The sequence below is a fragment of the Bosea sp. RAC05 genome, assembly GCF_001713455.1.
Lineage (GTDB): Bacteria > Pseudomonadota > Alphaproteobacteria > Rhizobiales > Beijerinckiaceae > Allobosea.
The window spans coordinates 2,231,498-2,244,901 of sequence record NZ_CP016464.1 but is presented as its reverse complement, the minus strand read 5'-3'; the positions used below and the strand labels follow the sequence as shown (position 1 = coordinate 2,244,901).

Sequence of the window (13,404 nt, the reverse complement as noted above, 5' to 3'; positions counted from 1 at the left end):
AGCCTGACGCCCATGACCGAGACCGCCGCCCGCCCCCTGCCCCGGATCACCATCACCTATTGCTCGATGTGCCAGTGGATGCTGCGCGCCGCCTGGCTCGGCCAGGAGCTGCTCTCGACCTTCGGGCAGGATCTCGGCGAGGTCGCGCTGATCCCGCGCACCGGCGGCATCTTCCAGATCCATTACGAGGGCGAGCTGATCTGGGACCGCAAGAGCGAGGGCGGCTTCCCCGATTCCAAGGTGCTGAAGCAGCGCGTCCGCGACCGGCTCGATCCCGAGCGCAGCCTCGGCCATGTCGACGGGCATGCGGCGGCGGAGAGCGTTTGAGCGCGATTTCGTCGCCCTCGGAACCACACCGTCATCCTGGGCGACCGAAGGTCGTCCCGGGATCCATCATCGGGCGTTGTCGGTGCCTTATGATGGATCCCGGCCCGCGCGGCTGCGCCGCTTGTCCAGGATGACGAGGGTGGTTCGGAGTCAGGCTGGCCGGGGTTAGGCGGCGCGACTGCGCGTCGCCGCGATCCAGGCCTTCAGCCGCGCTTCCGGATCGGCGTTCAGCGTGATGTCGGTGACCGCCGAGACGATGTCGGCGCCCGCTTCGAAGACGCCCGGCGCGCGCTCCAGCGAGACACCGCCGATGCCGACGAGCGGGATGTCACCGAGGCGGCGCTTCCACTCGGTGACGCGCTCAAGCCCTTGCGGCGCCCATTTCATCGCCTTCAGGATGGTCGGATAGACCGGGCCGAGCGCGATATAGTCCGGCTGCGTGCCAAGCGCACGCTCCAGTTCGGCCTTGTCATGGCTGCTGACACCGAGCCGCATCCCGGCCTTGCGGATGGCGGCGAGATCGGCGCCGTCGAGATCCTCCTGGCCGAGATGGACGAAGTCGCAGCCCTCCTCGATGGCGAGCCGCCAGTAATCGTTCACGACCAGCACGCAGCCGGCTTCTGCGCAGAGCGTCTTCGCGCGGGCGATCTCGCGGCCGGTCTCGGCTTCGCTCCGGTCCTTGACGCGCAGCTGCACCAGCCTGACGCCGAGCGGCAGCATGCGGGCGAGCCAGTCGGCGCTGTCGAAGATCGGATAAAACGGGTCGAGCTTCACGGTGGATGCTTTCATGAGAGGAACGCCTTGCCCATGACCGGGGTCGAGGGCGCGGCCATGTCGCGCGCCTCGATCGGCTGCGCCTGGAAGGCCTGGTGGCCGGCCTCGATTGCCTTCGCGAAAGCCTGCGCCATCAGCACCGGATCGCCCGCCTTGGCCACCGCGGTGTTGAGCAGGATCGCGTCATAGCCCAGCTCCATCGCCTGGGCGGCGTGGGATGGCAGGCCGATGCCGGCATCGACCACCAGCGGGATGCCGGGGAAATGCGCGCGCATGCTGCGCAGGCCGTAGACATTGTTGAGTCCACGCCCCGAGCCGATCGGCGCGCCCCAGGGCATCAGCACCTCGCAGCCGGCATCGAGCAGGCGGCCACCGACGACGAGATCCTCGGTGGTGTAGGGGAAGACCTCGAAGCCATCGTTCGTGAGGATGCGCGCCGCCTCGATCAGCCCGACGACATCGGGCTGGAGCGTGTCGTCCTCGCCGATGACCTCGAGCTTGATCCAGTTCGTGCCGAAGACCTCGCGCGCCATCTGGGCGGTGGTGACGGCTTCCTTGACGCCGTGGCAGCCGGCCGTGTTGGGCAGCACGCGCACGCCGAGATCGCGGATCAGCGACCAGAAGGCCTGCCCTGCCCCGCCCTCGCCCGCCTCGCGCCGCAGCGAGACGGTGACGATCTCGACGCCCGACGCCTTCACCGCCTCCGCCAGGATGGCGGGGGACGGGTATTGCGCCGTGCCGAGGAAGAGCCGGCTCTTCGGCTCGAAACCATAGAAGCTCGCCATGTCGGTGATCCTCTCAGCCGCCCTGCATCGGGGCGACGACCTCGATCCGGTCGCCCTCCGCCAGCGTCACGGTCTCGCGCTTGCGGGCCGGAACGAAGTCGCCGTTCACCGCGGTGGCCACGATCTTGCCGGCATAGCCGAGCTCGGCCAGCGCCTGCTCGAGCGTGGTGGCGGCGACCTCGCGCGGCTCGCCGTTAAGCAGCAACGTCATGAAGCCTCTCCGGGATGCTGGCGGGATCGAGCAGGGCGTCCGACGCCAGCCGCGCCATCGCGGGGCTCAGCAGAAAACCGTGCCGATAGAAGCCATTGACATGGATCACCCGGCCGCGGCGCGTCAAGCGCGGCAGGTTGTCGGGGAAAGCTGGGCGCGCATCGACGCCGATCTCGACGATCTGCGCCTCGCCGAAGGCCGGATGCAGCGCATAGGCGCCGCCGAGCAGTTCCAGCATCGAACGCGCGGTGACGGCGCCGCGGTCGCCGCCCTCGATCATCGTCGCGCCAACCATGAAGATGCCGTCCGCCCGCGGCACGACATAGAGCGGGATGCGCGGATGCAGCAGCCGAACGGGACGCGACAGGGTGACGTCGCGGGTGCGCAGCAGCAGCATCTCGCCCTTGACGCCGCGCAGATCGGGCAGCGCCCCGCGGGCGGCGAGCCCGCGACAATCCAGCACCGCGTCAGCCGCGACGTCCTCGGGCGCGACCTCGCGGCCGTAATGGATGCGCCCGCCAAGCGCGATCACCTTCGCCGCTAGTCCTGCCAGCGCGAGGCGCGGATCGAGATGGCCCTCGCTCTCGAAGAACAGCGCCTTGCCGAAGCGCCCGGCGAGATCGGGCTCGAGCGCGGCGATGGCCTCGGCCTCGATCTCGACCAGATGGGAGGTGCGGCTGGCGAAGCGGCGCAGTTCGGCGCGATCACGGCTGGGAGCGACCACGAGCGTGCCCTTGCGGACCACGCCTTCGACATGGCGCTCCCACCAGGAGGCGGCCTCCTGGCCGAGCCGGACCACCGGTTCCTCGGCGCTCTCGCCCTCGCACCAGGGCGCCAGCATGCCGCCGGCCCACCAGGAGCAGGCCTTGGCCCCGGCCGTTTCGCCGCGCTCGAAAATCTCGACCTCGGCGCCGCGCCCGAGCAGTTCGACCGCGCAGGCGAGGCCGACGACGCCGGCGCCGACGATGCCGACGCGCAGCGGCGCCGGGGATCGAGACGGAATGGATGCGTGCGGCATGCCCTACCCTCGCGGCCGTGAAGGCTGCGGCCGTGGCAGGACGGGTGAAGCGACGCTGCGACGACCGTTCCCTTCGCCGGCATTATCCGGATCAGGTTCGATGGGTTGGCGACTTGCGCCTCTCAGCCTTGCGGCACCCCAACGGATCGACCTCAATTTAGGTCCGACGTTGCCCAGCGGCAAGCCCGGCGCCATGCCGGCGCAGCCGAGCCGCCCTGCGCGCGTCAGCCGAGCGGCAGCATCAGCCCAGCGGCTTGGCGAAGCGAGCGAAGGCGTCGTTCGTCGGTGTCGTGCCGGCGCCCGGCCGCTGGGGTTTCAGGAAGCAGCCATCGACGACGTTGGCCGGCTCCTCGAAGGCGTCCTTGATCCAGGGGATGTATTCGAGGACCGGCGTCGCCTGGTGCCAATAGGCGAGATGGACATGGACCTGGCTCATCTCGCCGGCATGGGGCGCAACCGGCAGGCGGCTCGCCAGAGCGAGATCGGCGACCTGGATGTATTCGGTGATGCCGCCGAGCCGGGTCACATCGGGCTGGACATAGTGGATCGCATCCGCCGCGATGAAGGCGCGGAAGGCGTCCAGCGAATAGAGCTGCTCGCCGAGTGCGACGGGGATCGACGTGTCGCGGGCGAGCGCGGCATGCGAGCCGACATCGTCATACCAGAGCGGCTCCTCGAACCAGAAGATGTCGAGCGGCTCGGCCCGGGCGCAGAAGCGCTTGCAGGTCGGCAGATCCCATTTGCCGTTGCCGTCGATGGCGAGCGAAACATGCGGGCCGACCGCCCGCCGCACCGCCTCGAGCCGGCCGATGTCGATGCCGGGATCGGCATGGCCGACCTTGACCTTGATGCGGTGAAAGCCGTCCTGCTCGACGGCCCTCCGGCAGCCCTCGATCAGTTGGTCCTTCGGGATCGAGAGCCAGCCGATATCGGTGTTGTAGGCCTCGAGCCTCGGCTTGCTGGCGCCACCGAGCAGGTGCCAGAGCGGCACGCCGGCCTTCTTCGCCTTGAGATCCCAGAGCGCGACATCCACCGCAGCGAGCGCGAGCTGGGTGATGCCGGCGCGACCGACCCATTGCAGGGCCGGGTGCCGGGCGAGCTTGAGCCAGAGCCGGTTGCTCTCCGAGGCATCCTCGCCGACCAGCAGCGGGGCGTAGCAATCGCGGATGCAGGCGGTGATCAGCCGGTCGGAGGGCAGATCGGCATGGGTGCCGGTGAAACCATAGCCCTCCAGCCCCTCCTCCGTGACGATCTTGGTGCCGACGACGCCCCAATGGCTGATCCGATGCGTCGAATCGGCGATCGACCCGCCGGTGACGGGGATATGCAGGATGAAGGGTTCGATTCTGGCGATGCGCATGGCTGTCCTCCCGGGCCTCCGCTCGCGACCATCGGGGCCGCGGCGGCTTGTTGGGCCCGAGACGACCACAGCCGGAGACGCGGTTCAACGCCGGAAGCGGCGCGCCCGACATGCAGACGCAGAGGGGCGGGTCGCCGCGCGCCAGATCAGGCGAGGCCAAGCGCAGTGGTGCGGACCCGTGGCGAGTGGGCGGAGACCATCGATAATCAGGAAGGGAATGGTGCCCAGAGCTGGAATCGAACCAGCGACACTGCGATTTTCAGTCGCATGCTCTACCAACTGAGCTATCTGGGCGCCGGGGATGCGAAAGCCGCGTCCCTGTTGGTGGGCGCGGTATAGCCAGTGCCGGCGGGGCTGTCCAGTCGCTTCGTCGGCTTTCCGGTCACGATCCGGTAGCCCCGGCCCGGCGCCCCGGCCTGCCACCGCCTCCCCGCCGCAAAAGCTGCGCGAAAGCGCGCTGCGACGGCTTGTCAAAGCGCCCGGCCATCGGGCATAGAGCATCCAACGGAGACGTGGCCGAGAGGCTGAAGGCACTCGTTTGCTAAATGAGCATACCCCACAAGGGTATCGAGGGTTCGAATCCCTCCGTCTCCGCCACTCCTAAGCCCTTGATATTGCGTACGTGGATCGTCTCTCCCGAGGACGATTCTGTCACAGCCGCCCGTCACAGCACGGGGGCGTTTCTCGTATGCATCGATTCGACCGAGCCTGTCTGTCGAGGCGCAGCCACGTCTTCTGGATCCGCAAGGCGGTTCCAGTGGAACTGGCCGCGAGCCTCGGGAAGACGGACGTCCGGCGCTCGCTGAGAACCAAGAGCCCGCTGGTCGCCCGCCAACGGGCGAGAACGGTTCTGATCGTCATCGAGGAGGCTTTTGAGACGCTTCGCGCTCTGAGGTTGCCCCCGGAAGCGCGCACTGCGTTCGATGCCATCGTCAATCATATTGGACGATCTCGACCGCACGGGCGTCAGATGGGCCCAGCGAGCGAAGTATCGCATGCTGCTGCAGTACCTGACCCAGCCCGACCAGATTCGGACCGACTGAGCTGAGACCCTGATCCTCCTCCAGATTTGAGCAGAGTCCGTCATACAAGGAGACGGACAGTGCGCCCCTTACGATTTACGGGGAGCAGATCATCGGGATGCTGAAGGAGCAGGAGGCCGGAGCGGCGACGGCTGACGTCGCCCGCAAGCACGGCATCTCCTCGGCGACCTTCGACAAGTTCAAGGCCAAGTATGGCGGGATGGACGTGTCGGATGCACGCCGGCTGAAGACCTTAGAGGACGTCGCGATCAACCCGGAACGGGTTTACGCTGTGGACGCCCGCCTCAAGAAGCCGCTGGCCGAACAGAGGCTCGACAACGGGATCCTCAAGGATGTCGCCGCAAAAATGGTGACGCCCGATGCGAAGCGGAAGGCGGTCCCTCATGCCTGCACGGTGCATGCGGTGAGCCAGCGTCGAGCGTGCCTGGCCTTGAAGATCGACCGCTCGACGGTGCGCTACACGAGCACCCGGCCGGACGATGCCCTGTTGCGCGAGGCGATGAAGGCCGCGGCGACGGAGCATCGGCGGTTCGGCTATCGCAGGATCCACGTCATGCTGGACCGCCAGGGCATCGTGATGAACCAGAAGAAGCTGAGACGGCTCTATAGCTGATGATTGGATGGACGCTGCTCGCGCATGCCGCCCGGATCAATGTCCAGCGCTTGCGGCACAACGCACACTCAGTCGAGACAATGAAACCTGTGCGAGGCCTTGCCGCGGGAGAGTTCGATTCGGATGGAAAGATCAGGCTCCCGACCCGGCGTCCTCGCCAAGATGCGTCACCGCAGCCTGCGCAGGGCTGGGCCTGGGGTCACGCGGCGCCCGCAATAGGCAGTTTTTGCCGCCGACCCGGCATAAATTTCCTATCTAAGTATATGAAATTAAATACGTTTTTTTGATTTCATCGCGCCTGGTTCGGCGCCCTGCTCCGTTTCAGTTCCAGACGCCCCTTTCAGGCACCGGGCCTGGAAGTGGTTTCTGGAGGTTTCCGGACCATGAATGCCCAGCCATCCCGCCTCGATTTCGTGTCACATGCGGATTGCGCCGCCCCCGCCCTGCTGCTTGCCGTCGGAGGGATGCCGGCGAGGACAGCGGAAAGGATGCAGGGCCGCCGGCCAATGGATCGTGACGACGAATTGCTGGACCTGATCGCTGGGGGCGACGAGGGCGCCTTCCGCGAACTGGTGTCGCGCCACGTCGACCGCGCCTATGCGCTGGCGCTGCGAATCCTGCGCAACGGCGCCGATGCGGAGGACGTCGTCCAGGACTCGCTGCTGAAGATCTGGAGTCATCGCGGCAGCTGGCAGGCCGGTCGGGCGAAATTCTCGACCTGGCTCTACCGCGTCGTCACCAATCGCTGCCTCGACATGCGCCGCCGCCCCAAGACGGAGGGCATGGACGAGGCGCCGGAGATGGTCGACGCGCAGCCCGATGCGCTCACGACCCTTCAGCGTCACGAGGCCAGCGACCTGCTCGCCCAGGAGATGGAGCGCCTGCCGGACCAGCAGCGCGTCGCCCTGATCCTCTCCTACTACGACGACCTCAGCAACGCGCAGATCGCCGAGGTCATGGACACAACCATCCAGGCCGTGGAGTCGCTGCTCAAGCGCGGGCGCCAGCATCTGCGCCGGCAGCTCGACAGCGCGCGGGCCGACATCTGCCGGACGTTTACCGGCGATTAGCCATGATCGCGGCCAGTCCGGCCGCGCGTGCCAGCCCCAGGCCCCTGCCCCGTTGAACCCCAGGACGCCGCAAAGCGGCGTCTGCTCCCAGGAGGGGAGCGTCACCGGAGCAAGGAGTAGCCGCCATGGCTGTGATCTCGACCAATCTCGCCGCCAATTCGGCGGTCCGCTACCTGAACGCCAATTCCGCCGACCAGACCGCCTCGCTGTCCAAGCTGGCCAGCGGCTCGCGCATCGTCTCCGCCGCCGACGACGCCTCGGGCCTGGCGATCTCGACCCGCATCTCGTCGGACGTGACGGCCCTGACCCAGGCCGCAACCAACGCCTCGCACGGCACCTCGATCCTGCAGACGGCCGATGGTGGCGCTTCCAACATCAGCGACATGCTCCAGCGCATGAAGGCGCTGGCCTCGCAGTCCGCCTCGGGCACGGTGACGGATTCCGAGCGCACCTACATCCAGGCCGAGTTCGCCCAGCTCGTCGAGGAAATCGACGGCATCGCCCAGAGCACGCGCTACAACGGCGAGAGCCTGCTCGACGGCACCAGCGACTTCTCGACCGGCATGGTCGTCGTGGTCGGATCGGACGCCACCAGCGACACCATCACCGTGACGATCGACGCCCTCACCTCCACCGAGCTCGGCGTGGACACCTCGGACATCTCGACGCAGGCCGGCGCGACGACGGCGATCACCGCGATCGATGCCGCGATCGACTCCGTCTCCAGCGCGCGGGCCAATATCGGTGCGCTCGAATCGCGCTTTGAGTTCCGCTCCAACACCATCGCGACCAGCATCGAGAACCTCGAAGCCGCCAATTCGGCGATCAAGGACGTCGACGTCGCCGCGGAATCGGCGAACCTCGCCTCGATCAAGGTCAAGACCCAGGCCGCCGTCGCCGCCGCGGCCCAGGCCAATTCGATGCCCCAGGAGCTGCTGAAGTTGCTGCAGTAAGCCCCGGGCGGCGGGGTGGGCCGGTCCTGGACAGCCGGCCCACCCCTCACATCTTGCGGAGACGTCGATGGCCACGGTCAGCAGCAGCACGAGTGCCAGCACCACCACCTACACCAGCGCGACATCCACGAGCGCCACGACCGACACCTCGGACATCGACTGGAACGCGCTGATCGAGGTCGCGGTCCAGGCCAAGCTGTCGAAGGCGGACACGATCGACCTGAAGATCACCGCCAACGAAGCGAAGATCGCGGCCTATCAGGAGTTGCAGTCGCTGCTGTCGGATGTCGCCGACGCGGCCGACGCCCTGCGCGCGGTCTCGGGCACGTCGAACAGCGGCACGGACGTCTTTCTCGACCGGGCCGCCTATCTCACCGCCAATGGCGATGTCGACGCCTCCGCTGCCCTCTCGGCCACGGTCGAGGACGGCAGCGATGTCGGCAGCTACGACATCCAGATCCTGCAACTCGCCAAGGCGCACAAGATCGCCGGCAGCACGCAGGCGTCGAAGTCGGAGGATCTCGGACTGTCCGGCGTCATGAGCCTCGGCGTCGTCGATGGCGAGGCGGTCGAGGTGACGATCACGGACACGATGTCGCTCGCCGACATCGCCGATGCGATCAACGCCGAGTCCGAGGAGACCGGCGTCCAGGCCACGGTGCTGCGCGTCTCCGATTCGAGCTACCGGCTCGTCCTCTCGGGCGTCGAGACCGGCGAAACGATCGCGGCGAGCGCCGTCTCGGGCGACGACGTGCTGGCCTCGCTGGGCGTGACCGCCTCGGACGGCGCCTTCGCCGACGTGCTGCAGGAGGCCCAGGATGCGATCCTGACGCTGGACGGCATCACGGTCACGCGCAGCAGCAACAACATCGACGATCTGCTCGATGGCGTGACGCTGCATCTCTACCAGACGACGCAGGACGACCCCGACACCGACAGCGATGTCTCGATCACGCTCGAAGTCGGCGCCGATGTCAGTTCGGCCAAGGAGGCGATCCAGGCGCTCGTCGACGCCTACAACGCCTTCCGCGACTTCGTCGCCACGCAGCAGACCCTCGCCAGCGACGGCACGGTCGCGGAAGACGCGGTCCTGTTCGGCGACGGCACGATGCGCAGCGCCACGCTCTCCGTTTACAGCGCCCTGACGGCCACGATCGACGACGAGAGCATGGCGCTGATCGGCCTCTCCTTCGACAGCGATGGCACGCTGGTCGTCGACGAGGATACGCTCGACAACGCCCTGCTCGACGATCTCGATACGGTGAAGGCCCTGCTGAGCTTCCAGATGGACGCCTCGTCCAGCCAGCTCAAGCTGCTGTCCCGCGGCACCTCTGTGCCCGCAAACTTCACCCTCGACATCAGCGTCGATTCCAGTGGCGCACCGACCGCGGCCTCGGTCGGCGGCGACAGCTCGCTCTTCACCGTGTCGGGAACGCGCATCATCGGGGCGGAGGGGTCGATCTACGAGGGCTACACCTTCGTCTTCACCGGCTCGAGCGCCCAGTCGATCGACGTCTCGCTCAAAACCGGCATCGCCGAGCTGCTCTACAACGCCGCCGACCCGGTCGCCGACGGCACGGACGGCGCGATCCAGACGCTGATCGACAACCTCGGCGAGGTCGATGACGACCTCCAGACCAAGAGCGACTCCATTCGCTCGGCTGCAGAAACCTACCGGACCAATCTCAGCGCCCGCTACGCCCGCTACCAGGCTGCCATCGCGGCCGCGGAATCGACCCAGGACTACCTCACCGCGCTCATCGACCAGTGGAACTCATCGTCATGAACCAGCACGCCCAGCCTCTCGCCGCCTATCGCCGGGTCGCCGCCCAGGTCCATCCGCTCGTCGCGGTGGTCAAGCTCTATGACGAGGCGATCCGCCAGCTCAGGCTGGCGATCCTCGCGACGCAGGACCGGCGCCACGAGGAGAGCCACGCCTGCATCACCAAATCCTCGACGATCCTGCGCGGCCTCTGCCACTGCCTGCGCTTCGACAAGGGCGAGGAGGTCGCCCAGCAGCTGCTGAAGGCCTACACCTACAACATCATGGCGATCCACACCGCCTATGGAAGGCGCGACGCCGCCTTCCGCTACGAAAAGATCATCTTTCACCTCACCGGCCTGCGCAACAGCTGGGCGGAGATCGCGGGGCTGGCGCCCAAGGCGCAGGTCGCTCCCGCGGCGAAGGCTCCGATGCGGCGCTGACCGCAGCCTGCCGAAACGGCAGCTTCGCCGGTTCCACAACAATCCGAAACAGTTTACACACAAGGAGACGCAAGCGGGAAACGCGCCGACATGAATCGCAGCGAGTTGCAGGACGCGATCGACCGCCACGGCGAGGATCTGTCGGCCTGGCCACTCGCCGACCGCGATCGCGCGCTTGAGTTTCTGGCGCGCGAGCCGGAGTCGCGCTCACTGTTCCAGGACGCTGCGGCCTTGCGCACGGCCCTGCGCGACCAGCTCGTCATCCGTGCGCCAGCAGGCCTGGCAGACCGGATCGTGCGCGCCGCGCTCGGCTCCAACCCCGCCCCCACCAGCGAGACGAGCCGGGCCTGAGGCCTGCTGTGTCGGGTTCCTGCTTGCGCAAGAGCGGTCAAACCTTAACGCAATCCCAACATCGATGGTTAAGACAAGCTTAACGCTGAGGTTCAGCGTCGAGTCGCTGCGTTTTTCGCCGTGTCCGCCAATAATCGCCGCCTGAAAATCTGAGCTCCCGCGTTTCAACTTCGAGCCGGCCGAAGACCGCCGCGCTCGATCGAAACGCCGCTCCGGGACCTGAACCGTCCCGCGGCATCAGGGAGGCTCGCCATGAGCGTCAGTTCGGTTTCCTCGTCCACAACGACGACAGCAGCCAGCACCGCCAGTACTTCGACCTCGTCGTCCTCCTTCTCGGACAGCGAGTTCATGACGCTGCTGGTCGAGCAGTTGCAGAACCAGAACCCGCTCGAGCCGACCGATGCGAGCCAGCTGGCATCGCAGATGCTGTCCTATGCCAGCTACAGCCAGCAGGTCTCGATGAACGACACGCTGGCCTCGCTGTCCTCGACGATGACCAGCCTCTCCTCGACCGTGAGCAACCTTTACAGCTCGGTCGACGCGATCTCGTCGCAGCTGAACATCTCCGCCTGAGCGCAGCCGCCGCACGATCCAGTTCCCGCGTAACGTCGAGTAACCGCCATGAGTCTCACCGGCGCCCTGAATTCGGCTGTCTCGGCCCTGTCGGCCCAGAGTTCGACCCTGTCGATGGTCAGCCAGAACCTCGCGAACTCTAACACCTACGGCTACAAGACGACCACGGCGAGCTTCGAGAGCCTGATCGCCGATTCCTCCTCCTCCGCCTATTCGGCCGGCGGCGTCGCCGTCACCGGCGTCTCCAGCATCTCGACGCAGGGCTCGCTGGTTTCCTCGGCCACAGCGACCAACATGGCGATCGAAGGCAACGGCTTCTTCGTCGTCAGCAACGACTCCGCCAATGGCGACGTCTACTATTCGCGCAACGGCCAGTTCACGATCGACAAGAACGGCTATCTGTCCAACGGCGACTACTACCTCCAGGGCTGGCCGACCGACGCCGACGGCAACGTCACCGGAGCCACCAGCACCGCCGCACTCCAGACCATCGACACGAAGACGATCGGCAGCATCGCGGCCGCCACGACCAGCCTGTCCCTGCAGGCCAACCTCCCGGCCGACGCCGCCATCGGCGACACCTTCGAGAGCGAACTCGAACTCTACGATTCGCTCGGGACCGCCGCCACCACGACGATCACCTGGACGAAGACGGCCGAGAACAGCTGGAGCGCGTCCTTCTCCAATCCCACCAGTTCGGACGGCAGCACGGAGCTGGCGACCTCGCCCGCCAGCAACACAATCTCGATCAGCTTCAACACCAACGGGACGCTCGCCTCGACCACCCCCAGCCCGCCCACTCTGTCATTCACGGGCTGGACAACCGGGGCGGCCGCCAGCGCGATCACCGTCGACATGGGAGCGGCGGGATCATCGAGCGGGCTGAGCCAGCTCTCGACCGGCGATGATGATGTGTCGGTCTCGCTGGAATACGATCAGGACGGCATCAGCTACGGCACGCTGACCGGCGTCGAGCTCGGTGACGACGGCACGGTCTATGCGACCTATGACAACGATCAGCGCCGGGCGATCTACAAGGTCGCGGTCGCCACCTTCAACAATGCCGACGGGCTGACCTCGCTCAGCAGCGGCATCTACGCGGCCAACTCCGTCTCCGGCGCCAGCGCCCTCCATATTGCGGGAACCAACGGCGCCGGCACGATCTCGGGCGGCATGCTCGAGGCCAGTACGACCGACACCAGCCAGGAATTCAGCAATATGATGGCGGCGCAGCAGGCCTATTCGGCGGCCGCGCAGGTCATGTCCTCCGTCAACAGCATGTACGACACGCTGCTGAGTGCGATGCGATGAAAAGGAACCGCCCCGCCCCCCGCGTTGCGCGCCCGATACGTGCCGCCGCCCCCGATATCCTCGCGCAGGACCCGCTGCTCGCGAGGCTTGCCGCGGCGGAGAGCGAAGCGAAACAGCAGATCGCCGGCGCCCGCCTCAAACCGGCGGCTGCCAGACCGCCCGAGCGCCAGCGCAAGGATGCGCTCGTCACCCTCGCCAATCTCGATTTCGCGATCGCGGCGCTGCGCGGCGCGCGTGACGAGATGCGCAGCGCTCTCGACGACCGACTGACCGCCCACCGCGCGGTGGACGCTTATCACCGCGCCGGGGCCCTCTCAGACATCCCCGTCAGGCGCTGAACCATGCCGGACACCGCCATGCCGCCCACCACCCCCGACGCTGCCGCACGCGCCCTGCTCACTCTGCTCGATGAGATGATCGCCGTGATCGCCCAGGAAAACGAGCTGATGGCCACCGGAATTCCGGGCTCGACCTCCCATGTCGTGGCCCGCAAGCGCGAGCTCGCCGAGATCTTCTCCCGCTGGATTGCCACGCTACGCAGCGGCGAAATCGTGCTCGCGGGGGCCGATCGGGCCCTGCGCGCCCGGCTGGTCGAGAAGAACGAGGTGCTGCGCCGGCAGATGGACGCCAATGTCGGAAGCCTGCGCGCCTCGATGGCGGCGACGCGCCGCCGCATCGACGCGATCATGCGGGCGATCCGCGAACAAGCGGCGCCGCCGCCCAGCCGCTATGGCGCCGATGGCCGGACCGCAGGACCGCACGAAGCCCGGGCGATACGGCCGGGCCGCTATCTCTGACACCCCATCCAGC

16 protein-coding genes, 2 tRNA genes, 1 pseudogene and 1 riboswitch are annotated in these 13,404 nt (G+C 67.1%); of the genes and pseudogenes, 13 read left to right on the top strand and 6 right to left on the bottom strand.

Going from position 1 to position 13,404, the window contains the following annotated elements; genetic code table 11:
• The first annotated feature begins 12 nt into the window (after positions 1–12).
• Entirely contained in the window at positions 13–327 is a 315-nt protein-coding gene (locus BSY19_RS14100) for an Rdx family protein (protein WP_069054710.1), read from the top strand.
• A gap of 165 nt (positions 328–492) precedes the next feature.
• On the opposite strand, the gene BSY19_RS14095 is transcribed toward BSY19_RS14100, so the two are convergent.
• The 6 genes from BSY19_RS14095 to BSY19_RS14070 form a co-directional block, all read right to left on the bottom strand.
• Positions 493–1,116, bottom strand: a complete 624-nt coding sequence (locus tag BSY19_RS14095; protein ID WP_171905142.1) for a thiamine phosphate synthase — start codon at positions 1,114–1,116, stop codon at positions 493–495.
• The gene (locus tag BSY19_RS14090) at positions 1,113–1,886 is read right to left on the bottom strand and encodes a thiazole synthase (protein ID WP_069054708.1); all 774 of its coding nucleotides are present in this window, start codon (positions 1,884–1,886) and stop codon (positions 1,113–1,115) included. The genes BSY19_RS14095 and BSY19_RS14090 overlap by 4 nt, the downstream gene beginning before the upstream one ends.
• Before the next feature lie 13 nt (positions 1,887–1,899).
• Positions 1,900–2,097 (bottom strand): sulfur carrier protein ThiS, encoded by a 198-nt coding sequence (gene thiS / locus BSY19_RS14085; RefSeq protein ID WP_069054707.1) that lies wholly within the window; start codon positions 2,095–2,097, stop codon positions 1,900–1,902.
• Positions 2,081–3,076 (bottom strand): glycine oxidase ThiO, encoded by a 996-nt coding sequence (gene thiO, locus BSY19_RS14080; protein ID WP_069057108.1) that lies wholly within the window; start codon positions 3,074–3,076, stop codon positions 2,081–2,083. Before thiO ends, thiS begins: the two co-directional genes overlap by 17 nt.
• Positions 3,077–3,166: 90 nt before the next feature.
• A riboswitch (TPP riboswitch) is annotated at positions 3,167–3,266 on the bottom strand.
• A gap of 90 nt (positions 3,267–3,356) precedes the next feature.
• Positions 3,357–4,475, bottom strand: coding sequence for a mandelate racemase/muconate lactonizing enzyme family protein (locus BSY19_RS14075; RefSeq protein ID WP_069054706.1), 1,119 nt, complete (start codon positions 4,473–4,475; stop codon positions 3,357–3,359).
• Between the two features lie 218 nt (positions 4,476–4,693).
• Positions 4,694–4,769: transfer RNA gene (locus BSY19_RS14070), tRNA-Phe, on the bottom strand.
• 212 nt (positions 4,770–4,981) lie between these two features.
• Here BSY19_RS14070 and BSY19_RS14065 point away from each other — a divergent pair.
• The 12 genes and pseudogenes from BSY19_RS14065 to BSY19_RS14015 all read left to right on the top strand — a co-directional run bounded on the left by BSY19_RS14065 (position 4,982) and on the right by BSY19_RS14015 (position 13,391).
• Positions 4,982–5,072: transfer RNA gene (locus BSY19_RS14065), tRNA-Ser, on the top strand.
• A gap of 91 nt (positions 5,073–5,163) precedes the next feature.
• Positions 5,164–5,523 carry a DUF6538 domain-containing protein gene (locus BSY19_RS28650; RefSeq protein WP_442856696.1) on the top strand — a complete coding sequence of 120 codons (360 nt, stop codon included), beginning with the start codon at positions 5,164–5,166 and terminating at the stop codon, positions 5,521–5,523.
• 68 nt (positions 5,524–5,591) lie between these two features.
• Positions 5,592–6,125, top strand: a pseudogene (locus tag BSY19_RS27025) (transposase); the annotation flags it as partial.
• A gap of 389 nt (positions 6,126–6,514) precedes the next feature.
• Positions 6,515–7,201, top strand: a complete 687-nt coding sequence (locus BSY19_RS14055; RefSeq protein ID WP_083247608.1) for an RNA polymerase sigma factor — start codon at positions 6,515–6,517, stop codon at positions 7,199–7,201.
• Positions 7,202–7,326: 125 nt separating this feature from the next.
• Positions 7,327–8,154: a flagellin gene (locus BSY19_RS14050; RefSeq protein WP_069054704.1), complete on the top strand. Its 828-nt coding sequence runs from the start codon at positions 7,327–7,329 to the stop codon at positions 8,152–8,154.
• Between the two features lie 67 nt (positions 8,155–8,221).
• Entirely contained in the window at positions 8,222–9,940 is a 1,719-nt protein-coding gene (gene fliD, locus BSY19_RS14045; protein ID WP_069054703.1) for a flagellar filament capping protein FliD, read from the top strand.
• Entirely contained in the window at positions 9,937–10,359 is a 423-nt protein-coding gene (locus BSY19_RS14040) for a flagellar export chaperone FliS (RefSeq protein WP_069054702.1), read from the top strand. Before fliD ends, BSY19_RS14040 begins: the two co-directional genes overlap by 4 nt.
• Positions 10,360–10,449: 90 nt before the next feature.
• Positions 10,450–10,710, top strand: a complete 261-nt coding sequence (locus BSY19_RS14035; RefSeq protein WP_069054701.1) for a hypothetical protein — start codon at positions 10,450–10,452, stop codon at positions 10,708–10,710.
• A gap of 252 nt (positions 10,711–10,962) precedes the next feature.
• Positions 10,963–11,283 carry a flagellar hook capping FlgD N-terminal domain-containing protein gene (locus tag BSY19_RS14030; protein ID WP_069054700.1) on the top strand — a complete coding sequence of 107 codons (321 nt, stop codon included), beginning with the start codon at positions 10,963–10,965 and terminating at the stop codon, positions 11,281–11,283.
• Between the two features lie 48 nt (positions 11,284–11,331).
• Positions 11,332–12,594: a flagellar hook protein FlgE gene (gene flgE, locus BSY19_RS14025; protein WP_069054699.1), complete on the top strand. Its 1,263-nt coding sequence runs from the start codon at positions 11,332–11,334 to the stop codon at positions 12,592–12,594.
• Positions 12,591–12,932, top strand: coding sequence for a hypothetical protein (locus BSY19_RS14020; RefSeq protein ID WP_069054698.1), 342 nt, complete (start codon positions 12,591–12,593; stop codon positions 12,930–12,932). The genes flgE and BSY19_RS14020 overlap by 4 nt, the downstream gene beginning before the upstream one ends.
• An 18-nt stretch (positions 12,933–12,950) precedes the next feature.
• Positions 12,951–13,391: a flagellar protein FlgN gene (locus BSY19_RS14015; RefSeq protein WP_150129620.1), complete on the top strand. Its 441-nt coding sequence runs from the start codon at positions 12,951–12,953 to the stop codon at positions 13,389–13,391.
• Positions 13,392–13,404 lie beyond the last annotated feature (13 nt).